Genomic DNA, 21,217 nt, shown 5'->3' with positions numbered 1-21,217 from the left:
TGAAAATTAATTGTGAAACATCTATTTTAGTTGAAACCTTTTCGATTTGCTTACATTTTACTAATTCCTCTTTTCTACCAAAACCTTATCACTTTGAGAAAAAAATCTTTAGTATTTTGGGAAAAAGTTAAATAATGAAGTGGTAATCAGTATTATCTATTTCGTTTTATCTTGTTTCCAAAGCCCTGTTATAAGCCATCCCGAGTTTTCGGACTCGCGCACAAAATCATTCAATTGTATCTTCCAGCCGCGTTGAGTATCAATCCATATTGTAGGGGGAAGCATAGCCAACAAGGTGAGTTTTTGTTGACACAGTAGTGTTTCTAGTTGAAGTAATTCAGACTGACTTTGTCCTAAATCTGGGGTCAATCTCGCTATGGTTAGGCTATCGATCATGAGCTGTCGAAGTGGTAAAAACGCCACCTCGTGCGCATTGGGTGGTAGATAAAGTCGTTTGGTGGCTCTATCCGGTGAGGTGAGTTGTTTGGGGAGTTTAAAACCCTTTGAGAAGCGTACTCGTTCTACTTCCCAATACGCAACCGAGTCAGCACGGTAGCGTTTTTGGAGGCTTACCGTAATTGTATCTTTCTGTGGATTGGTTGTTTGTACAAGTATCGGAACCATTGCAGTCAGTGCTGGCTGGTGGGATATGAGTAGGGGTTTGCTACTACAACTTTCTTCAATAAAGTCGTTGACCAACATCTTATAGGATGCACTGCCGTTTTTTTGCAAACGTGGGTCTAGGGCATTAAACAACCAACGGATGTACTGCTCACGTGGATAGAGCAGTCGCGACGAATCAGTAAAAGCGGTACCATCTGGCAGACGTTCATGATTATAACGATCTATCCATTGGCTGACATGCTTTACTTGCCACACCATCCAGTTTTCGGGTGCACGGTGGATGATTTTGATACTGCTATCGGCTTGCTGTGCTTTTAGCCAGAGAGGAAACATGAGGCTTATTAAAAGGTATTTCATTGTTGTATTGATTAAAAGAATAGCAAGCAGGTCATTGGCTTTTTTAATTGTTAAATAAACTATGACACATAACTTCTGCAGTCATTAAGCAATGCATCTTAATAAACAACGTTAGCTGTTTGTAGCATCTTCATGCAGGGCTAAAGAGAGGTGGCCACTACGCGGAAACCGATATCTACATTATTACTTTTTTCATATTTATAAGCCTCATTGTTGTAATAACGATCACTCAAACGTAAATCATGACAGTACCATGAACCCCCACGTAGCGAATGCATGCTCCATTCGAATACTTTTTCAGTATTGACAGGATTTTTTTTATGGTACTGCAAGTGAAACCTAGGCCATAAAGAATAATACCAATCGCTACACCACTCTCTTGCATTGCCACTCATATCGTACAACCCCAATTCGTTCGGTCGCTTTTTGCCTACAGGATGGGCTTTGCTTTGGCTATTATTTTTATACCAACCCACATCATCCAAGGCAGAGCTACCGGCATATTGCGTATTTAAACTTTTTTTACCTCCCCGAGCAGCATATTCCCATTCCGCTTCGGTAGGTAAGCGGTGTTTAAGTCCCGTTTTACGAGTGAGCCATTCGCAGTAACCCATGGCATCATCCCAACTTACATTTATAACTGGATGATCATCACTCGACCAATCTGGCTGCTGTGGCATTGTACGAGAAGATTCTTCACAATAACGTCTAAATTGAGCTACCGTAGTTTCATGAGCGGAGATTCTAAAACTGCTTAATCGTATTTTAGTGACTGGCTTTTCTGCATCCAAGCCATTGTTATCGCCCATCATAAAACTCCCGCCTTCTACGTAAACCATTTGGTGAAGTTCCATATCCGCTGATTGGGATTTGGGGGCTGGTTCTTCACGCTTAGGCGTAGGAACAGGTTCGGGCATATTATTGGTGATAGCTGTATGTGTAAAATAAAAGTCATCTAAGAGTGTTCCGGTAATAGCAGGAAGTTGGTTGCCGCTACGTCTATATACAGCACGGCCAGTATTTTTCAGCACTTGGGTAAGTTCAAGATTGGGTGTTTCTAATTGTTGGAGAAACTCTTCGGTAAAGAGTCCATTTTTTCCCCCTCGATTGTCATCTGCCGTTTGGCCTGGCGAACTCGCAAAAAATACTACAGTACCCGCCGGAGGGCTTACCGTCGCCAAACCCTGCGTACCATCACGATTCCATGCTCTGAAAGGATTGTTTCGGCAAGCGTCAATAACCAGCAGATTGGTGTGAGAGTTGGCGATACGCATACTTTCTATCACTGCATCCAAGTTAAGGCTTTTTTCTTTGGCCAATACCTCGTTGGTACTAGAAGTGATATCAGTACTCATGAGGTAATTTACCTTGTCTTTTGATTCAAATCCATGGCCTGCAAAGTAAAACAGTCCTACGTTGTGGCGATTCAAATCTTTCGTAAACTGTATGAGGGCTTCCTCCATGTTGGTTTTACCTACGTTTTCGTAGTATTGTACCGTAAAGCCCAGCCGTCTGAGGGCGTCACGTACGGCCCGGGCATCGTTGATGGGATTGGCAAGAGCATTGCCCGAATAAGCGGCATTGCCAATCACCAATGCCAAGCGGCGTTCATTATTGGGAGTTTCAAGGGTTTTGAAAGCACGCTGTGCGCAGCAAGCATACACAGATATGCAATAGAATAAAGCAAGATAAATGAGTCTCATGCACTTTAAAATTAAAGAAAGGAAAAGGATTTTTTAAAACTCAAACTTTTCAAATAAAGTCCCTGCTGCAAAAGGCAACTGATTACCGTTGGTGTTTTTGTTAACTTCATTGGTCACTTGACGCATTAAATCTTCGATTTCAACGCCTTTTTTTAAATGCCGTAATAGAGCAGTAGTAAACATCCCATTTCTTCCGGCCCCATTCTGCGCTACATCGCCTGGCTGCGTGGCATAATAGACTTTGGTACTTTGAGCCAAACGACCTACTTGCACAAAGCCCCGATTGCCTGTGTCGCGGTTCCACGACCGGAAGGGATTGTTGCGACAAGCATCCAAATACACCAGATTGATTTTAGTTTTGAATCGCTTCATTTCATCTAAAACCATATTGAGAGATATACTTTCAAAACGGGCATCGGCGGGAGCGTCCAATCGAGCATCAATTGGTACTAAATAATTGATTCCCTCCGCTTCTATGCCGTGCCCAGCATAAAAAAATAAGGCTACATCGGCCTCAGTGGCGCTTTTGCTAAATTGTCGAAAAGCATCCATGAGTTTGTTTTGAGTACCATTGGTGACGGTGGTAACTTTAAATCCAAGTTCGCGTAAGCGGTTTGCCATATCTTGAGCATCATTTACGGGTAAGTTATTGAGCTGACTTCCGTGCGTATAGGCGGAGTTGCCAATAACCAAGGCCACGCGGTTTTGGCCTACGCTCGTGGTAGGCTGATTATAAGTCGATGGTGCTGTTTGAGGCGGTGGATTATAAGCAGGCGTAGAACTTTTTTGGGAATAAGTAGACGTTTTATTCTGGGTATTGGAGGGAAAAATGGGCTTTATTCCTTTTTGATTAAATTGCTCAATTACAGAAGAAAGTGACGACAAAACATTGGTCAGGTCATCTTCTTCCTTGATTTTGGAAGCACGATCGAAATAAGGTTTAGCGGCTAAAAACAGGCCATAAACTTGAGATTCCACCCCTCTACCATTGGCATTGTAGGTTTTCATATCCATGTTATCCACCTTCTTTTTTAGCTCAACGGCCTCATTAAAATAGATCACCCCGAGGTTGAAAAGAGCTTCATAATGGTTCGGATCTATAGTAAGTGCTTGGTTGTAGGCTTCGCGGGCTTCTTCCTGTGCTGCATTGAATTTAGAGGTTAGTACAGCTACTCTTGTTTTGTGGTCTTCAGTTCGGTAAGCGGTAGCACCATTCAGCTTATCTTTAATTTGTTGTGTTTCAGCCTTACTTTCACGGAGTTTCGTTTCTGCCTCCTTCTTTTGTCGTTTTATCTCTGTATTTTGAGGCTGCTTAGTGAGTACATTACCTAAGCGTTTTATTTCATCTGAATACGTCTTTTCTATCTCTTCTGCATTTTTTAATTGCTGTTGATACAGATCGACATTTTTGTCTGTTTCTCCAAGTTCTTTGAGTTCTTTTAAATAATTAGATGCCTCATTATCACGTAAAATTCCGATATTGACCCAATCAGTAGCGGAAGTTTGTGCATAAATATTGAAACTTAGACAAGCTGTCAGAAAAGTAAGTATTAATATTTTCATCATTTTTTTAATGTTCATTTACCCTTCACAATACTTTTAGATTATTTCCTCCTCGTCCTTGTTGTTATCTGCAACTGTTGCTCTACGACCGAACCTTTATTTTTGAAGGCTCTTGAGGTGGACAGCCTTTTGACTTCTTCTAAAGGGTTGTCTATAATGATATAACCGTCTTCTTCATGCGTTTTGAGACTTTCAAATACATCAGTAGAAGCATAGGCAATCAAAAACTCCGCGCCAAAGGGTGAAGAACATTCGAAGATGTCTCTAATGTCAACCCACTTATTAAGTTCGTATTCGTTAATCTTGAAATCACGATTTCGAAGTAAGGCCAATTTCCCATTTGCCATGCGATAGACCAGTCGCACATAACACGCCTTATTAGCTTTTACGGCCAATAGCATGGTATCTTGCTCTTCATAAATGAGGCTGTTTATCCCGCGATTGGTGGTTATTCCAAACTTTAAGGCTTCGATATTAGGGAGAGGCTCTTTAATCTTGTTGAGATCTTGCTTTACTTGCTTTACCTCTGGTATTACGGGAGGTGCTAATACAGGAATAACTGTGGAATTAGGATCTAAATTTTTGGGGAGTAGTCGGTCAATAGCAAGTTTACTGAGTGGCTTTTGGGTATCATCTTCTAATTGAGCCACAAACTCCACATAGTTTCCTTTATGTTGATAACCTCCCTTGATTTTAATTTCATCTTGCCAACTACGCGAAGGAGAGGTAATTTCTAAAGAAGGATTGAGCTTGGCTAATTCTTGTCGAAAAGCCGTTGTGGTTTTGAGTGCAAAATCATCGACTACGCCTTGCTGCTCATATGTAAACGTAGTGAGCTGAATCTTTTTCAATCCTTTTTGCTTAATCTCAGCATTGACCTGCTCAGCTATGGTACTCAAAGTCTCGTTAAGGGTCTTATAATCATAGGGAGTCGTACCATCTTCTAGGGAAAATGTATTATTTTGGCCGCTAAGATCATGGTCAATAAAACCTATTTTGCAGCCTCCGCTGCTGTTGCCCAAGGCATTCAGATAGACTCCTATGCGACAGGGTTTATTACTTAATTCGACCTGTTCTCCATTTCGACGAGTACCATATATACTTTTTTGTGCGTATACATCTATCAAAAGTCCTTGTGAGGTAGTCCGAAAAGTTTTGCTAAAAGTGGCTTTTTTAAGCTCAATTTCAAACAATAACCCATCTGGAAATTCTAAAGGGATTCTTCTAAAATATTCGTTCCAGTCCAGTACGTTAGAGCCCCGCAATAAGTCGTTGACGGATATACGACAATTAGATGCTACATAATCATTGACTACTCCTATATTGCGACGACGTTGTACATTATCTTGCTCTTTAGGGGCACTCCCAAACAACGACCCCAATGAGGACTGAAAATCATTAATAGCTTCTTTGGCACTCAATGCTGCCTGTCTTTTTTGAGCTTCACTTTGGGCTTGAATTGTATTTACAGTTAATAATAAATAAACAACCAAAAAAAATCTTAGCGTTTTCATTTCAACAAATTGGGGTTTTAATAACTAAGGTATCAGCAGAAAAAAATTACTGTCCATTGAGTGGTATGGTCTCCCGCACAACTATATCTCCAAAAAATATCTTGAGATCATCTTTCTTCATGTCTTTGTTACCTGTTTTACCACTTACCGCTATATCTTTCCGATCTTGAGAACCGTACAATAATTTTCCATTACTATCAAAACCTTTAAATTGTTGAAAATAGGTGGCTGTGGCGTGGTAGTCTCCGTCAGGCCCTTTTTCAAACTTTGATACGGCTGCTACAGCATAAGAAGTGATTTCAATCTTGGTGTATTTGTCTAAACCGCTTAATCTGTTCAAATAACCACGAATAGGCTGAGGGGGGCGAGGTTTACCATCACGACCTGATACTTGCATTTTTGCCCCTTCAATAAACAAATCCATCGTCAAGTCTATCGCCTCCTTTTTTTGCTCGGGAGAGGCTTTTTTATCGGCTATAATAGAAAGGTACTGTTGGAAGTCAGCAACGCGGTGCTCGGTAAGCTTACGAAATTCCTCCAAACGTTCTTGCGAGATGTCGTTTTGTCCTTTAGCAAAAGGCATATATCCAAAAAAAACAATCAATAATAAAACAGTTCTCATTAGGTTGGTTGGGGTGTTTTATGGTTGATACTATTCGCCTATAAAAGATTATCAGCTTCTTATTTTTTTTCTTATCTGACCTCTTGTACTGTCAGTACCTGATACTTTCCATTGTCAGCAGAGATAGAGTGCCGTTCTATTACATTGACTTGCTTAACTTGTTGTGCGTTGTTTACTAAACGACTCAAAAATCTGGTCAATGATTGGGTTTCTACCGGTTTTTCGGGGTTATTGATAAATATCTGGATTTCAGCCTCTGGTACAAAAAAGATATTTCTTTTGCTTTCTCTAATAGCTGCTCTTGTTTCGTATAAGGGATATTGGTTTTCGTCAGCTAATTGATTCAAAAAATCATTTAAATCAACAAAACTGACAAGAGGCTTAGGCTGGGGATCAGGGGTGGGAGAAGGCGCTATCCCTCCATAATTAATACGCCAATGTGGTGTTTGACGGGGCTTTTCGTGTGGACTCAACATGAAAGTCATATTGATAAAAGTATTCAGTCTCAACTTACTATCAAGTAGTAAGTTTTCCCAAGTCACTTGTGTGTTACTTCCAATAGCAAAATCTAAGGCTTCTAACCAAGAACGCGTATAAAAGCCCCCATAGGTAGGCCATGACCCTGCTAACTCGCCCGATTGAGTGCTGCATATTATCACATCACCATTGGTTTGGATAAAGAGCTTTGATAAAATATCTATATCTTTGGATACATCAATTCCTCGAAAAATACAACGCATAGACGGAGGAATTTTCTCTGGGAATAACTGTGAGCAACAGTCTCCAAGCGTAATACATAAACGAGGGTGTTTGTTTTTGAGTGCAAGATGTAGGTCATCTAGTCCCCATCCATTATTATCTTTTAGTAAGAGTAAAGGAAAGATATTGGGTCGTCCATTGACGGTATATCCATGCCCCGCATACATACAAAACAGTATATCTTTTGGTGTACATGGCAAAGTACTTAGTACAGAATCAATCGCTGCTCTACCAAAGTTTTGCTCACTTATAATGATAGGATGATAAATATAACCGATAGCTTTGGCGACTTCTCCCATTTTTGAGTTCATCGCAATCAGGTCGGTTTCACAACTCGTACCAATCTTTGTATCACGTGTGTCAGCGATAAGAAGAGCATGGAACGTTTGTCCCAAGCTTGCTTGACTACAAGCAAGTAGTAGTACTACTACTTTACAAAAAAAAGGTTTTATTATTACTTGTTTAAACATTTTTTGAATTTGATTTAGGTGTGTTATATATGCCCCCAATTTGGTAAACCTTATCGTTTGTATTAACTATTTTTTTACTCAAACACAGTTTATGCAGGTCTATTGAAAAGTAGACTTTTCAGCATTAGAATGTTTCCTTTTGTTTTACCTCCCATACACAATCATCATCTGAAGTTGACTTACTAGAAATCAACACTCAATTTTTCTTTGGGAAGTCTAGATAAAACTTGTAAGTGTATGGTAACTCAATGAAGTTGAAGTATAAGCAAATGTTTCATAATGTAGGTAAAGTTCAATGGGTAAAGCGAATTTTCATAGGATGATTTTTTGAGCAAAGTAAATTAGGGTATAAGTTTTGACTTTTTGTACATTTAAGCAAATAATACTTCAAAAAGTTATCCTATGATATGTACGAGTTTTGAAACAGTGCGCCGTACATATCTTTGAAGTTCATTGAGATTTTGGGGAAAAGTGCAGCGGTTTAAGTCAATTTTTAAGTCCGCAGAAGTAATTTCTATTAGCTTCTCTAATTAATCTTTAATTGTTTTTGGCCAATAATGCGCTCTAACTCCGCATTAGGTTTTCATAAAGCCTTCGTTTTTAGGGCTTCTGATTCCATTTCAACCACTAATTTTGTCGTTTTTTGATTCTATAATAGAATATTGTTGTCACCATTGGCATACGCTTATAGCAGACACTTCATATAGTCTGACAATATCGGAAATAGTCAGTAGATTGGCATCTAATTGAGCAACCACTTGTCTCTTAAATTCAATACTAGAATGCCGAACAACTTTTGATACCTTCTATTTATACATGGTTAACACCTTTTTTGGGGTCAACCTATGCTAGGACAAGACACAGCTAAAATTATCATCAATCAGTTTTTACTATCCGGAATCCTGTTTCATAATTCTGATACCCGACAGCCGTGTTCCTCTTAACGGCAGGTCTTAAATAAACAGAATCATCGTTCCAAGTACCGCCTCGGATCGCCCCTTCGGCGCACCATTCTCCTGCATTGCCGCTCATGTCGTACAATCCCAATTCATTGGCTTTTTTTTGTCGTACGGGTTTGACTCCTTTTTCCTGCGTATTGACATTGTACCACCCAACTTCATTGAGCTCATTACTGCCTGCATAGAGATAGTCTTTCGTTTGTTTTCCGCCTCGGGCCGCATATTCCCATTCGACTTCGGTGGGCAGTCGGTAAGTATCTCCCGTTTGCTTACTCACCCAAAGGCAGTAATCGTTTGCTTGCTGCCAAGTGACGTTGACCACGGGATCATTGTCTTTCCATCCCCAAGGCGGAGTTTGGGGCATTGTATGACCGGTAAGACGACAATAGCGACGGTACTCTTTGACAGTCACTTCAGCCGGGGCGATCCAAAAATTTTGTACGGATGCTACCCGTATCGTTTTTTCATTTCCGGCTCGCTGCCCGCCGCCTATGTCAAATCGGCCACCCGCCACTGGTATCAATATCGGCTTTTCCCAAACTTCTTTTTTAGGAGCAGGTTGGGGCACTATAGGAACGACAATGACCGGAGAGATCGCAGGTTTTTCAGTTGGGTCGGTATGGGCAGTATCAGTCTTAGAGGGAAGGGGATCCGGAACAATAAAACTATATGGGACGGTCTTCTGCGGCTCATCTTCAGGGTAGGCCAGAAGGTCTTTCATATACCAAGCCATCATTCCGATAAGCCCCAATACCCCAATGATCGCTCCGATGCGTGTAAGCCAGCGATAATCTGTTTTTCGAGCCGTTTTCTTTTTGGGCGGCGGCTCGGTTCTCTCCTCTTTTTCTGCTTTTTGAAACGGAACTACCCCCAAAGCTACCATGTCTAAGGGATTGGGCATGATGCCCGTTTGTTCAACCAAGGAAGATATTGGCTTGGGAGAACTCTCATAGCTTTCGGCTAAGTCACCTGTTTCTTCCGAGATTAATCGGGGTGGGTTGATTGGTTGCTTTTTTCTTTCTGCCGGGTTATTTTTAAAGGAGTAAGGCGGCTTATTTCTGCTTTCAACAGGGGTTGCGACAGGAGGCAGCTCACTCGCCAGTAGGGAAGGCAATACCAACTCATCCACACTTTTGGCCCGTTGGTGAGGATCTACCACCAAACATTGACGAATCAACGCAAAATACTTTTCAGGGATTTGTTCAACGATGGGTGCCCAGTCTAAGGTCAATATCCGACGACGGTACTCCAACTGCCCCGAGTCGGTTTGTAGGTTAAGACCTTCGTTTCTGAAAGGCAGGCAACCGTCCAGCCAAATATAGCTCATCAAAATCCCCAAACTCCACAAGTCGGCCGTGGGGCGTAGTGCGCCCTTTTCTGCCTGTTCGGGAGCGGCAAAGTGCAGCGAACCCACTATGGTGGTAGAGGTTACGTGTGATATATCTGACGCCTTGGCCTGACGGCTGATGCCAAAATCTGTAATTAAGGGAATATAAGTGTTATTCTGGGCAATAATCAATACGTTTGATGGCTTCAGATCCCGATGAATGATTACCGGAAGGCAGCGGTGCAGGTAGCCAATCCCCGCCATAAGCCCTTCAATAAGCCGATGCTTTTGGACGACAGAGAGGGTTTTCTTTGTTAATAATTGCCCTAAATGTCCATCCTCGTAGTATTTCATGACAGCTACTTCGTGCATTCCCTGTCGGGGAAACAGCAGTTGGTAGCATTCTGAATAATGAGCGATGTTGAGGTGCTTCAGTTTTTGGGCCAATTCAAACTCCCTCAATAAACTGAAATGCTCCTGCTCAGGGCGAAAGCGAACGATCTTTAAAGCGACCGTCTCGTATCGCCATTGGTCATGGGCTTTATAGACAACCCCAAATCCTCCCTCACCCAGCCGGTCTGCATCGGGGTCATATTCAAAACGATCGAGGAAGTCCTGATAATTCATTGGTTAAGCTTATTTTCTTCCATTTCTGACGATGAGCCGGTTACATTTGCACAAACTGCCTGCTATTTACTTTTTTACTACCCATTTTAATTAAAAAACAGAGATAATACTCTCATAAACAGATTAGTAACTAAATCTTCCTGAATGTATCTATAACGCGAAGCAATACCAAATATTTTTCAGAAAAAGTTATCAGTCAGTAAGCCAATAGTTCGCTACGATTTTTATAATTATTCCCATTTGGGTAATCGATATTAAATTTGTTTAACCAGGCTTTCAATATGTTCTAGTATGTTGATTATTTGGTGTTTATTAAATATTTTTTGATTCGTTAGTTCTTTGATATGCTGTTCAAAAATTTGTAAAGAGGCTTTACAATCGGCATGATGTGTATGATATGTATTGTGTATTCCACCGCAGCGGCGACCACTAAATTAAGTTTAGGAGAATAAGGTGTGTTGTTAGACATAGAGATATAATTGCGATTTAAGACATTAAGTTTTGTTTATTGACATAACGGTTAAATTTTGGATTCTATCCTTTTTAAGGTTTTAGGCGACGAAAGATTTGATGATATTGTTTTGAGCACAAACATCCCATGTGCACTTTCCTGCATCAAATTTAATTTCTACCGTTTGATACCTGTATTTGCTTCTCACAGACACTTTTTGGTCAAAATGGGAAATTTGCCCACTTTTAGACACACTTCGAGCATAGAGTTTCTTGGCAAGAAACTCATATACCAGTTTTTAATCGAAATCATTTACATCAAGTTTCCAGTTCAGGAAAAACCTGCAAACGAGTTTGATATTTGAGTCGGGAAACAGAAAATTCAGCTCTGTGAAAAGTGGCCTCTGTCTCCAAACGTATTTGTAAACTTTGGATTTTATGCATTTCAGCCCATTTCGCCGATGTGTCCTGCATACACTCTACTTTAGCATTGGCTTGCGGACATCTTAGAATATTGAATATCATATCAATATCATTAGCGATAAGCCACAGTGTCAAAGCAGATGTGATACCAGCTGGAGGACAACCAAGTGGCTCGACATCATCCACTTGCATGGCTCCGCTTCGGCAGTCCAACGCATTTGCCCCATCTCAGGAAAACGCTAATCAGTTTTTGTCGTAGTCCCTCAAGAGGTACTTAACAAATACGTCCATAGGAAAAAAACGAGCGAAGTCAGCACCGCTTCGTTCGCCTGTGATAGTCAAATAAGATGCTTTTTGTCCATCTACTAATGTTAGGCTCTCTTTAGCATCTACCGCACGACGGCCCCGTTGCCAAATATTATGGACTGCGGTTGATTTACCTATCGACTCCCGTTGATTGTGGCTGCGGGATTTATGTAAACCTACGACCTTGTACCAACGGTCTATGGTGCGTATAGTTCTGCCTCTCGTAACTTGGTAGGGATGCGAGGCATACGCCATAGCGGGTGTAAGTGTTTGAGCCAAAGAGAGGCTCTATATATCAAGTTAGTACGACTTACAGGTTCTTTGCCACAATTATTATAATGAGTTACAAGACCTGATTCACCTTGCTTTTTGTAGAGTTGACAAATGGCGCGAGCTGTCGAAAAACTCATACTTAATGATTGACTTATCGACCCATAATCATACCCTTCTTTGCGTAATGCTATTATTTCCTGACGTTGAAGGTAGCTTGTAGCTTTTCCCATTCTCTTGATTTTTAACCGTTTGCCAATCAACAACTCTATGTCGTTTTTGGTACATAACTCTAAATCTAACAACAGATTTGCCGGGACTAGCCTGAAAAACACGTCCCACTTTTATTTCTTTCGAACCATAATCGGTAAACAGAAAAGAGCCGTCGACCATAGCATATACTTGCTGGTCGGCTTGCGCTTGTAAGTCAATTAATTCTGATGAAGGCAGGGATATTGTATTGTTTGACTAACTTTTTGCACCACTCTATAGGTTTGACTTTCGCTCACTTGAATACATAAAAGTGATTCTACCAAATTAGAGACTTTAGCAAAAATTTGGTTCGTTGCTAATAAAGTTAATTTCTCTTGCAAAAGTGGATTCACTAAAACTATGTGTTTTATCGATGTCTATTTTTCCATACCGAGTTCGAACAATGTTTTTTTGAGGGTTTTTAGGGACATTACTAATATTTTTTTCTAATGATTGTTCACCAAACTCATCCCAAATACCTTCAAACTCTTTTTTATAGGCATAAAAGTCGTTAATTTGATTGAAATTTTGCAGTTTTTCGTATTTTCCGCTGGCTAAAGCCATAAATTCTTTCTTTGTTATGACCATTTTGTGCTTATTAAGGTTTGTTGAATAAATAATTAAGTAAAAATATAAACTAAACTAAACTAAAAAAATGATTATTTTTTTTAAACAAATAGTTTTGAATTACACCCCTTTAGTTATAAGTTTGTTGTCTATAAAATACAGTTCCTTACCTTCTTTATAAGAAAATCCTCATAATACCTTTTAACCTCTACATTGATATGGCCATTTCTAATAAAAAATTTATTTTAATAGGTTCTATTTTGTCTTTTATAATTGTGTTGAATGGGTGTGAATGGGCTGATCCATTACAAAAAAGTTTAAAAACATGTGTCGCTCCTACTGCCATTATGGGGACACTCGTTAATGGAACTACGTATTCTTATACTCTTACAGTGAGTACTCCTTCAGATATAAAATCAGTAGTTTGGAAAATTGCCAGTGGAAGTGCCACCATTATGCAAACACAAAAAAATGATGTTAGTGCTTTTTCTTACACTTATGTATCTGCGGGTACTTATACAATTAGTGCAGAAATAGAAACGGTATGTGGTACTAAATCAATTCAGAGTACCACTATTGTCATCAATATAAAAACTTGTAATTTACCAACAGCTATTAATACATTGAGTATTAGTAACAACACTTACTCTTATGGTCTTGTGACTACAAGTCCTGGAGATGTAAAAAGTGTATTATGGAAAGTAATATCAGGAACTGCTATGATAGCTCAAGAGTCACGGACTGATGCCAACATTTTTAACTATACTTTTTCTACTTCTGGTAATTATACAATTAGCGCTGATATAGAAACTACTTGTGGAGAAAAGGTTACTCGAACCCTTGCTTCCACAATCACTATTCGGGGAATTTCCTCCAATGCAAATTTTAAGACATGGAAAGTAGGAGGGGCTGGCAATGATATTGGACAAAAAGTAGTTTTAGATGCCTCAGGGAATGTTTATATCTCTGGGACTTATTCCTCTAGTATTGTATTTGGTATTTCTTCAATAGGTGTTGCGGGTGGTAAAGATGTATTTATCTCAAAATTCAATAGTAATGGGGACTTAGCATGGGTTCAACGGATTACTGGAGATGGGGATGAAGAATCAGGAGATATGGTAATAGATGTAAATGGGGATATTTATATAACTGGGCAAGTAAGTACCAATGCCGGTTTTTTTAACACACCTGCTGATGTAAGTAGCGGAAATGTAGCAAGAAAAACAATCAATGGCATTACTGATGCCTTTGTGGCCAAGTATAACCGAGACGGGGTTTTACAATGGAGTAAAACCTATGGAGCCAATAGTCCAGAAGGAGGTACAGCACTAGCTCTTCATAATTCGGGTATTTATTTAACAGGAGTTTTTGGAGCTACATCTACCAAAATAGGGGACATTACCTTACAAGCATTAGGAACCCTAGGCAAGAGTGATATCTTCATTGCTAAACTCAATTATAACGGTGATGCTACTTGGGCAGTGTCTGCTGGTGGTTTTGAGAATGATTTTCCAAGCAATTTAGCCGTTGATAGTGAGGGTAATGCTTACATTACTGGTAATTTTTCCTCTCCAGCTACATTTCGTTCCTATTCAGGAGCATCAACAACTTATACCTCTAATACAACTCCTGATATTTTTGTTGTAAAATACAATGCCAATGGTAATTTAATGGCCTTTCATAGTGCTAATTCTGGAACACCTGTATATGGTAGTGACATAAAAATTAGCGGCGGAGGTTTGTACATTACCGGTAATATTGGAGGGACTCAATATGGTAACAATGCCATCGATTATCGTGGCGGTGGAGGAGACATATTCCTTGCAAAGTACAATATCAATACTTTAAACTTAGAGTGGATCAAAACAGCAGGAGGCAGTGGATTTGATGGCGCAAATGAAATGATTATAGATAATATTGGGAATATTTATGTATCAGGATTATTTAGTGATAATTGTCTGTTTGAGACCAGCACCGCTAGAACTTTAGGAGATACGGATGCATTTATTGCACAATATGACGCAAATGGCAATTTTAAATTTGTGAGAAGCTTAGGTAGTTCGGGAAGCGATGGTGTTAGGTCTATTACTATTAACACTGCTGGGACGCAGTTATTTTTAACAGGTTTTTACAGTGCTACCCTTTTCTCTAATGGAACTACTTTATTGCCGCATTCTGGTGGGTATGATATATTCATTGCCAAATACCCCGACTGATATAGTTCTCATATTTTTTAATTTATAAATTCATGAATAAAATGCGTTTAATTCTAACAATTTTCGGCTTGCTAAATTTGTTTAACGGTAGGGCTCAGGAGATTATAAAGGCCGACAATTTGCGACAATCTGACGGCAAAATATTTATAGAATATCAAGTTAAGGAACCCATAGTTTGTTTGAATATTAAGTTTGTAAAAGTGATAGTAAAGTCTAGAAACGAGGCATTAAATGCAACAACAATTAGTGGAGATATTAGCGAAGTAAAAACTGAAAAAAAACAAATTGTTTGGGATTATAAAGCAGATAATTTTTTTATTGAGGGTGAAGTAGACATACTACTTTACAGTGAGAACTGTAATAAGTACGCAAAAGATATTATTAAAAAAGAAAACATAACTTCTCCCATAATTTATCCTCATTCTTTAAGGCTTAAACTAGGAGTAGCAGGTATTGGTATTGGCGCTGGTGCTGCCGCTTTCCTAGTTAGAAATAACTTCATGGCAAAAAAAAGCAAACTTAATGCCCTACAAAATACACTTCCGCAAATTGATGGGCAATTGTTATCCCAAAATGACAAGGATACATGGGACACAGCATATCAAGAGGTATTGGCGGCTAAAAAACCGACTCTTTTCAATACCCTCGTAGGGATTGCAGTAGCTGCTGCTGGATTAGAAACATATTTATTACTAACTAAACGAAAAAAAACTAAGGCTTTGAGCTTTATGCCTTCTACCAAAGGCGTTGAAATAAGTTTAACTTACAATTTTTGATGACATGAGAACTTATTTTACACTTAATAGATATTTTATTTGGATGATTATTTGGATAAACACATTATCCAATACCAATGCTCAACTCTATGTCAACACAATTAATTTGGAGAAAATAACGTGGGAGTTACCAGTCATTACTGGTGAGAATATCGTCGAAAATGATAGGCAAGATGTGAGAATAGTGGTCTTGGCTCATTGCGATGCCCCACTAGAAAAGAAAGACTTTAAAGTATGGGTAGATGGCAATATTGTGTTGATAGACGAAGCGAGTTGTGATAAAAACCGTTTTGAAACAAATTTAAAAATAGATAATAACAGCGACCATACCTTATATGTCACTGTTACAAAAGGCTCTACGACTAAACAAACTTCTACTCTTACACTAACTTCTTTTTCAAAAAAAAGAATAGCACTTGTAGTTGGCAATTCTGAGTATCAAAACAGTACATCTCTACAGCAACGACCAGTCAACGATGCTTTGGATATTTCAAAAAAACTAAAAAGTCTTAATTTTGAAGTCATTACAGTTGTGAATGTTACAAAGCCTCAAATAGAACACGCCATCAGAGAATTTAGTAAAAAAGGGCAATCATGTGAGACTGCGCTCTTTTTTTATGCAGGACATGGCATAGAAAGCGAAGGTATCAACTATTTGCTTCCCATTGAAGCTAAACTAGATGCTCCAGAGGATGCACGATTTGAAGCTATTTCACTTGATTTTCTTCTTTCAGAAATGCGCCGTTTCAAAACCAAAATCAATCTGGTTTATTTGGATGCTTGCCGCAATAATCCCTTTCGAAGTTGGAGCCGAGATATTGCAGCACGTGGATTTAGGGCCGTAGAGCGTACTCCTCCTACTATGAAAGTTTACTACGCAACACAGCCCGGTGACATAGCCTCAAATGGAACAGGCCGTAACGGAGTATTTACTCAGGCAATACTTGAAAACCTAAGGGCTGGAGTAGATATCGAAGTATTAATGAGAGAAGTTACAAAAACGGTTTATCGACTTACAAACGGTACTCAAACACCTTGGTCGGCGGGTAGTTTAATCCAAGAGTTTAAGTTTTAATAACAGAGCAGTGACATCTAAAGGATTTTGTATCATTAAGGCTTAGTCTGAAAAAACTTCCTAAGGCTAAATAAACGACAAAATCATAAATTCTGATTTCGACCAATTTGTACCATGTCTTTAGTTTAAATAATTGATATTCATTATATTATTTTAAAGGATTATTTTTTATGGAATGATTCTAAGAAAGAATACTAGCCCTTTTACATGCATTTTCAACCTAGCAAGTATTCTCGTTATGTTTTTGTTTGTGAATACCTTGTGTAGAATTAAGTCTGTGAACTTTCTGAATTGTCAGTCAGTTTTGATACAAAAACTAAAGGCGCTATTAACTTTAAACAAATCGAAGAATTAGAAAGGTTAGTAGCCAATTCTAATTTGATTATTAATGGCAAAGGGATTTCCAATATTGCATTGATGAGCATCATCCAAAGAGCAAATGGGGGTAGCCTCACTTTGATTCCTATAAAATGAAAATCTATTGATGCATTAGAAGAAATCAGAAAAGCAGGAGGAAAAATGTCGTTTTTAATACCCGCTAAATCACTATGTATATTCCTCCCTCTCCTCATAGGTGCTCATAAGATGGCTAAATTTTTGCAGGAAATTATTAAGCTTCTCGACTTCATCAGGTCGAAAATCCCCCCCTTTTCCTACGCAAACGCTTTTTATGCGTCGTGGCTTTAAGCCCACGACTCTTTCTAGACCAATCCAATTGAGGGACTCTCTAATTTCAGGAAGATTTAAAAAAGCTTTAAGTTGTTGAGCGTTCATAACTTAAATTTAATTTTATCGTTTTCGTCGGGTTTTACCCCTAGTTTTTCTTGTATTTTCAGAGGTACTTCAAACTCTTTTTTGACCCATTCGGCAAGATTAGGTTTTTTCTCAACAAGCATACCTTCTTTAAAAGATAGGTTTACCTGCGGAGCCTTGGCAGAGTTGTCAATGATCATCGTTACATCAGCGACACCGAGGTTTGATTTTATGTTGGAAAATCCCTTTTCTCGACGGTCTCTAATCGTATCAGAATCAACATCATGCCCTTCATTTTTCCGAACACGATTGTCTACCCTATCTCTTTGTGTTTCGACCTTATCAACTCCTAGAAACAAAACCTGTGTTTCATAACCTTTTGTTTTTAAAGCCTTTAGCCTATCAAACATTGAATTCGAGTGTAAGTTATGCTCAAAGACGATGTTCTTTTTTTCAGCAACTGCTTTTTCTAATCTCCCAGCGACCTCCTGAGAGAGCGAAAAAGCATCTTTAAAGCGCATTTCCTGATTAATGCGATCAGGTAGGATTTTTTCGTAATCCTTAAAGGCCTCGTTACGGTCGATAAAGGAAGTTTTCCCGGTACCGTTTCCTCCCGCGACCAATACAAATTTGGGGTTTTCCATTACTCTAGCACTTCACTGATCAGCGTTTTATAATCAATACCTAGCTTTTGTGCGACTTTCTCAGTAAGAAGAATGTAGACTTTTTCCGTATGCGGCCATACCTCAACGGCATGGCCTTGGCTACTCATATAGAGCGGTTCTTTGTTTTGTTTAGCTTCTTCGTATATCGATTGCGCCATATTGTCAAGTGCAGCTTGCACCTGATGAGTCTGATTAATAACTGTTTCCATGTTTTTTTTATTTTAAAAATCAAATTTACTTAAAAAGGCGCAATTGCTCCATGTTTCGGTGAGATTTGGAGTCTATGGCAAAAAGGATAAGCACTCAAACTTTTTGAAGAAAAAAATTTAGGTTTATATTTGAAGCATCATAGTGGTTAATGTGAATGATTACTCATTATGATTTAGCCCTGCGACAAGTCGCAGGGCTTTTTTTATGCGTTCGTAAGCGGTTGAAAAAGCTAAAAAACCGACCTATTGAACTCTTCATAGAAAAGGATGGGACAAAATCAAGCTTTCTAGGCTTACAGGTGGTATTTTAGGTGATTAAATAAGATTTCGAGGGAGGAGCAAAAAATAGAAAACAAAAAGGGGGGGGTTAAGGGGGATCACCCCCTTACGAAAATGTGCGCAAGCAGCCCCCTGCTAAAAGGGGCTACAAGGCACTATTTTTTTAGTGTTTAGAAAGTACCTAAAATGTACTCTACGGCTTTTGTAGCCTTGCTACAAGCTTCAAAGAAGAACTTTTTATCCTCCTTTAAAGGCTTTAACCACCCCTTTATGTAAGCTGCGGAGTTGGTTAACATTTCGGGGGTATCAATCCCAGCCATTTTCTCTAAAAAAGCGGCTCCAAGCTCTGCAATTAGCTCCTCTTTAGAATAGGATGCAGAGCCAAACCCTTTAAACTCTTCAATTCCTTCACGGTTTAAGCGGCTACGGTGGCCTGTGCTATGTATCATTTCGTGAAAAAGTACATGATAGTATTCAGAGCCTTTTTTAAATCGAGTGAAGGCAGGAATAGCTATTTTGTCCGAAATAGGGAAATAACACATATCGGTTTCAGTAGTGACTATTTTAGGAGGATTTACATAACTTTTGATAATATCCTCACACGCTTGAATTCTAACCGCTTCTTTTTTAGGCTTTGCGTCCTCTCTAACGATGTATTTCTCATAGTCAAGGGTAGTATCCTCGACGTTAAAAACTTTGTGATATTTGAGAAAAAAACGGCTTTTTTCCTTCTCTTTTCCGTCCTCCCCTATTTCGGTAAAAGTCTCTTTGTTCCAAAATACAACGATATACCCTTTGGCTCCTTTTTTTACACTTGCTTTCAAAGCTTGCACCTGATTAAAGGTTAAAAACATGGGTATTGTATGCGGAGTACAAGAAAGAAGGAAGGTATTAATGCCTTCATAGGGGCGTTTTGTAACAAAATTACAAGGACGATTAAAGGTTGTACCGTCCTCAAAACGAACCGTTAAAACGGGCTTTTTCCAAGGAGGTGTACCTGTCTCTATTTGGTTAATAATAGCATCTGATACCACCTGATAGATGTCAAAATTTACGGGATTTTTTACTGACGTGTTCATAATGAAAAAGTGGTTATTTGTGAATGATTACGTAGTAAAAATAATCAAAAAAATAGATAATTCCAAATTTGGAACTATCTATTTTTAAACACTTTATGTTTTTTTTAAATAAATCTCACATGGAAATATTTTAATTCTTCGATAGGTATTGTAGGAGTTGTAATACTGCCTTCTTGGTCAATACCTACAAATAAAGTTTTACCCGCAATTTGTTTCATAAGGACTTGATAATTTTCTTCTTCGTCTTTAATAAGGTCAATCCATGTAAAATAAGTTTGGTTTTCTACATAAAGCCCTTCATCATCAATAACTAAATCATTTTCACCAACATTGACAAAGTCAATCAATTGACAATCTAATACCTTATAAATTTCATCAAGCTTATTTTTTTTAGGTAGAGCTACCATCGTTATTGTTTTTTCGATGGGGTTAATTAAGTAAACATCTACTGTTTTTACGGACGTGTTCATAATAAGTTGGTTTTTTGTGAATGATTACATGGTAAAAATAATCAAAAAATTAATTAATTCCAAATATGGAACCAATTTATTATCAAACACTTATGCAATATTTTTTTCTTTCAGCGACAAAAAAGCTCCCTATCCACAAAGTATCTTAGGGCGAAAAGAGTAGATACACCTTTCCCCCAATAATATTTTTTTTCTTTTCTTTCACGCTTTTTCCTTAAAATCCCTCGCAATGCCGGACAAGGTTTGCAAGCAAAAAATACTACCCTTTAGGGTGGAGATTTTTTGTGCAGCCACCCGAAGGGCTTGACCTTGGCAGGTATGAAGATGGATTTTATTTTTGCTGTGAAAGAAAAGAAAAAAGACGGGGTCGCCCAGACACTAGTCCTTATTAAAATCAATGGGTGGGGTGCGGCTGCAAAAGTAGGCCGTAGGTGAGCAAAAGAGGCCAAGGAGTGTAAAGGTATATTCTATGCCTGTGTGCGTGACAAGGATTGAGTCCGACCAACGGAAAGGACTTTATCCTTGTCAATAGGTAGTGTTTAGCTAAACAGGCTTTGAATAGTGGGCAGGGAGCGTAAGGTCTTTTGCTTACCTACAGGGATTACTGTGTGTTTGGGGGTGGGCTACACAAAGTCCTTATTTAAGTCAATGGGTGACGAATATCTAAAAGCTTACCGAAATACGCTACGGTTTAAATCGGTACACCTCCCGCAAAATCAGCCTGAAAAAGCTGTATCACCCTGAAATAGCTTGACAGATTTAGGATTCATTTTTAGTCACTGAAATAGTTTCTAAAATTGTACTTTTTGCTTTTTCTCACGTTTTGATGCTCTCCATCTTTTAGTTAATGGTCCCTTCATTTGATGAGCCTGCTCAGGCGTTAGATAATCACAACTGCCATG

18 protein-coding genes are annotated in these 21,217 nt (G+C 38.9%); 3 read left to right on the top strand and 15 right to left on the bottom strand.

From position 1 onward, the window contains the following. Positions 1 to 156: 156 nt before the first annotated feature. From P1X15_RS29640 to P1X15_RS29595, 10 genes are all read right to left on the bottom strand, one after another. Complete coding sequence (locus P1X15_RS29640; RefSeq protein ID WP_277341751.1) at positions 157 to 981, bottom strand: hypothetical protein; 825 nt, start codon at positions 979 to 981, stop codon at positions 157 to 159. 140 nt (positions 982 to 1,121) lie between these two features. Beyond that, on the bottom strand, positions 1,122 to 2,684 hold the full coding sequence (locus P1X15_RS29635) for an SUMF1/EgtB/PvdO family nonheme iron enzyme (RefSeq protein WP_277341750.1): 1,563 nt from the start codon (positions 2,682 to 2,684) through the stop codon (positions 1,122 to 1,124). Between the two features lie 33 nt (positions 2,685 to 2,717). Further along, positions 2,718 to 4,250: a caspase family protein gene (locus P1X15_RS29630; protein ID WP_277341749.1), complete on the bottom strand. Its 1,533-nt coding sequence runs from the start codon at positions 4,248 to 4,250 to the stop codon at positions 2,718 to 2,720. Positions 4,251 to 4,288: 38 nt separating this feature from the next. Then, positions 4,289 to 5,761, bottom strand: coding sequence for a hypothetical protein (locus P1X15_RS29625; protein ID WP_277341748.1), 1,473 nt, complete (start codon positions 5,759 to 5,761; stop codon positions 4,289 to 4,291). A gap of 46 nt (positions 5,762 to 5,807) precedes the next feature. Further along, a complete protein-coding gene (locus P1X15_RS29620) occupies positions 5,808 to 6,383 on the bottom strand; it encodes a hypothetical protein (protein ID WP_277341747.1) in 576 nt (191 codons plus the stop codon). A gap of 71 nt (positions 6,384 to 6,454) precedes the next feature. Continuing rightward, a complete protein-coding gene (locus tag P1X15_RS29615; RefSeq protein WP_277341746.1) occupies positions 6,455 to 7,612 on the bottom strand; it encodes a caspase family protein in 1,158 nt (385 codons plus the stop codon). 876 nt (positions 7,613 to 8,488) lie between these two features. Next, complete coding sequence (locus P1X15_RS29610; protein ID WP_277341745.1) at positions 8,489 to 10,525, bottom strand: bifunctional serine/threonine-protein kinase/formylglycine-generating enzyme family protein; 2,037 nt, start codon at positions 10,523 to 10,525, stop codon at positions 8,489 to 8,491. Positions 10,526 to 11,641: 1,116 nt separating this feature from the next. Then, the gene (locus tag P1X15_RS29605; RefSeq protein WP_277341744.1) at positions 11,642 to 11,959 is read right to left on the bottom strand and encodes a hypothetical protein; all 318 of its coding nucleotides are present in this window, start codon (positions 11,957 to 11,959) and stop codon (positions 11,642 to 11,644) included. Beyond that, positions 11,902 to 12,207, bottom strand: a complete 306-nt coding sequence (locus P1X15_RS29600; protein WP_277341743.1) for a helix-turn-helix domain-containing protein — start codon at positions 12,205 to 12,207, stop codon at positions 11,902 to 11,904. Before P1X15_RS29600 ends, P1X15_RS29605 begins: the two co-directional genes overlap by 58 nt. 313 nt (positions 12,208 to 12,520) lie before the next feature. Further along, on the bottom strand, positions 12,521 to 12,814 hold the full coding sequence (locus tag P1X15_RS29595) for a hypothetical protein (protein ID WP_277341742.1): 294 nt from the start codon (positions 12,812 to 12,814) through the stop codon (positions 12,521 to 12,523). 197 nt (positions 12,815 to 13,011) lie between these two features. Here P1X15_RS29595 and P1X15_RS29590 point away from each other — a divergent pair, with 197 nt between their 5' ends. Genes P1X15_RS29590 through P1X15_RS29580 form a run of 3 tightly spaced genes read left to right on the top strand, consistent with a single transcriptional unit; the run spans position 13,012 to position 16,860 of the window. Then, positions 13,012 to 15,009: an SBBP repeat-containing protein gene (locus tag P1X15_RS29590; RefSeq protein ID WP_277341741.1), complete on the top strand. Its 1,998-nt coding sequence runs from the start codon at positions 13,012 to 13,014 to the stop codon at positions 15,007 to 15,009. 41 nt (positions 15,010 to 15,050) lie between these two features. Continuing rightward, positions 15,051 to 15,785, top strand: a complete 735-nt coding sequence (locus P1X15_RS29585; RefSeq protein ID WP_277341740.1) for a hypothetical protein — start codon at positions 15,051 to 15,053, stop codon at positions 15,783 to 15,785. A 4-nt stretch (positions 15,786 to 15,789) separates the two neighbouring features. Next, positions 15,790 to 16,860, top strand: a complete 1,071-nt coding sequence (locus P1X15_RS29580; RefSeq protein WP_277341739.1) for a caspase family protein — start codon at positions 15,790 to 15,792, stop codon at positions 16,858 to 16,860. A 546-nt stretch (positions 16,861 to 17,406) separates the two neighbouring features. On the opposite strand, the gene P1X15_RS29575 is transcribed toward P1X15_RS29580, so the two are convergent. The 5 genes from P1X15_RS29575 to P1X15_RS29555 all read right to left on the bottom strand — a co-directional run bounded on the left by P1X15_RS29575 (position 17,407) and on the right by P1X15_RS29555 (position 20,315). Then, a complete protein-coding gene (locus tag P1X15_RS29575; protein WP_277341738.1) occupies positions 17,407 to 17,634 on the bottom strand; it encodes a hypothetical protein in 228 nt (75 codons plus the stop codon). Next, positions 17,631 to 18,257: a zeta toxin family protein gene (locus P1X15_RS29570; protein ID WP_277341737.1), complete on the bottom strand. Its 627-nt coding sequence runs from the start codon at positions 18,255 to 18,257 to the stop codon at positions 17,631 to 17,633. Before P1X15_RS29570 ends, P1X15_RS29575 begins: the two co-directional genes overlap by 4 nt. Beyond that, a complete protein-coding gene (locus P1X15_RS29565; protein WP_277341736.1) occupies positions 18,257 to 18,487 on the bottom strand; it encodes a hypothetical protein in 231 nt (76 codons plus the stop codon). Before P1X15_RS29565 ends, P1X15_RS29570 begins: the two co-directional genes overlap by 1 nt. Before the next feature lie 449 nt (positions 18,488 to 18,936). Further along, entirely contained in the window at positions 18,937 to 19,845 is a 909-nt protein-coding gene (locus tag P1X15_RS29560) for an ArdC family protein (RefSeq protein WP_277341735.1), read from the bottom strand. A gap of 104 nt (positions 19,846 to 19,949) precedes the next feature. Continuing rightward, positions 19,950 to 20,315 carry a hypothetical protein gene (locus tag P1X15_RS29555; protein ID WP_277341734.1) on the bottom strand — a complete coding sequence of 122 codons (366 nt, stop codon included), beginning with the start codon at positions 20,313 to 20,315 and terminating at the stop codon, positions 19,950 to 19,952. Between the last annotated feature and the right edge of the window lie 902 nt (positions 20,316 to 21,217).

Origin of the sequence: Runella sp. MFBS21 (assembly GCF_029433105.1) — a bacterium.
GTDB lineage: Bacteria > Bacteroidota > Bacteroidia > Cytophagales > Spirosomataceae > Runella.
This window is presented reverse-complemented; position numbering and strand designations above follow the sequence as displayed.

What these genes read in the sequence shown, in the direction of transcription:
- P1X15_RS29575 (WP_277341738.1), bottom strand. Translation starts at nt 17,634, where the DNA reads ATGAACGCTCAACAACTTAAAGCTTTTTTAAATCTTCCTGAAATTAGA.
- P1X15_RS29640 (WP_277341751.1), bottom strand. Translation starts at nt 981, where the DNA reads ATGAAATACCTTTTAATAAGCCTCATGTTTCCTCTCTGGCTAAAAGCA.
- P1X15_RS29600 (WP_277341743.1), bottom strand. Translation starts at nt 12,207, where the DNA reads ATGGGAAAAGCTACAAGCTACCTTCAACGTCAGGAAATAATAGCATTA.
- P1X15_RS29565 (WP_277341736.1), bottom strand. Translation starts at nt 18,487, where the DNA reads ATGGAAACAGTTATTAATCAGACTCATCAGGTGCAAGCTGCACTTGAC.
- P1X15_RS29625 (WP_277341748.1), bottom strand. Translation starts at nt 5,761, where the DNA reads ATGAAAACGCTAAGATTTTTTTTGGTTGTTTATTTATTATTAACTGTA.
- P1X15_RS29605 (WP_277341744.1), bottom strand. Translation starts at nt 11,959, where the DNA reads ATGGCGTATGCCTCGCATCCCTACCAAGTTACGAGAGGCAGAACTATA.
- P1X15_RS29570 (WP_277341737.1), bottom strand. Translation starts at nt 18,257, where the DNA reads ATGGAAAACCCCAAATTTGTATTGGTCGCGGGAGGAAACGGTACCGGG.
- P1X15_RS29560 (WP_277341735.1), bottom strand. Translation starts at nt 19,845, where the DNA reads ATGAACACGTCAGTAAAAAATCCCGTAAATTTTGACATCTATCAGGTG.
- P1X15_RS29610 (WP_277341745.1), bottom strand. Translation starts at nt 10,525, where the DNA reads ATGAATTATCAGGACTTCCTCGATCGTTTTGAATATGACCCCGATGCA.
- P1X15_RS29615 (WP_277341746.1), bottom strand. Translation starts at nt 7,612, where the DNA reads ATGTTTAAACAAGTAATAATAAAACCTTTTTTTTGTAAAGTAGTAGTA.
- P1X15_RS29635 (WP_277341750.1), bottom strand. Translation starts at nt 2,684, where the DNA reads ATGAGACTCATTTATCTTGCTTTATTCTATTGCATATCTGTGTATGCT.
- P1X15_RS29595 (WP_277341742.1), bottom strand. Translation starts at nt 12,814, where the DNA reads ATGGTCATAACAAAGAAAGAATTTATGGCTTTAGCCAGCGGAAAATAC.
- P1X15_RS29585 (WP_277341740.1), top strand. Translation starts at nt 15,051, where the DNA reads ATGCGTTTAATTCTAACAATTTTCGGCTTGCTAAATTTGTTTAACGGT.
- P1X15_RS29555 (WP_277341734.1), bottom strand. Translation starts at nt 20,315, where the DNA reads ATGAACACGTCCGTAAAAACAGTAGATGTTTACTTAATTAACCCCATC.
- P1X15_RS29580 (WP_277341739.1), top strand. Translation starts at nt 15,790, where the DNA reads ATGAGAACTTATTTTACACTTAATAGATATTTTATTTGGATGATTATT.
- P1X15_RS29630 (WP_277341749.1), bottom strand. Translation starts at nt 4,250, where the DNA reads ATGATGAAAATATTAATACTTACTTTTCTGACAGCTTGTCTAAGTTTC.
- P1X15_RS29590 (WP_277341741.1), top strand. Translation starts at nt 13,012, where the DNA reads ATGGCCATTTCTAATAAAAAATTTATTTTAATAGGTTCTATTTTGTCT.
- P1X15_RS29620 (WP_277341747.1), bottom strand. Translation starts at nt 6,383, where the DNA reads ATGAGAACTGTTTTATTATTGATTGTTTTTTTTGGATATATGCCTTTT.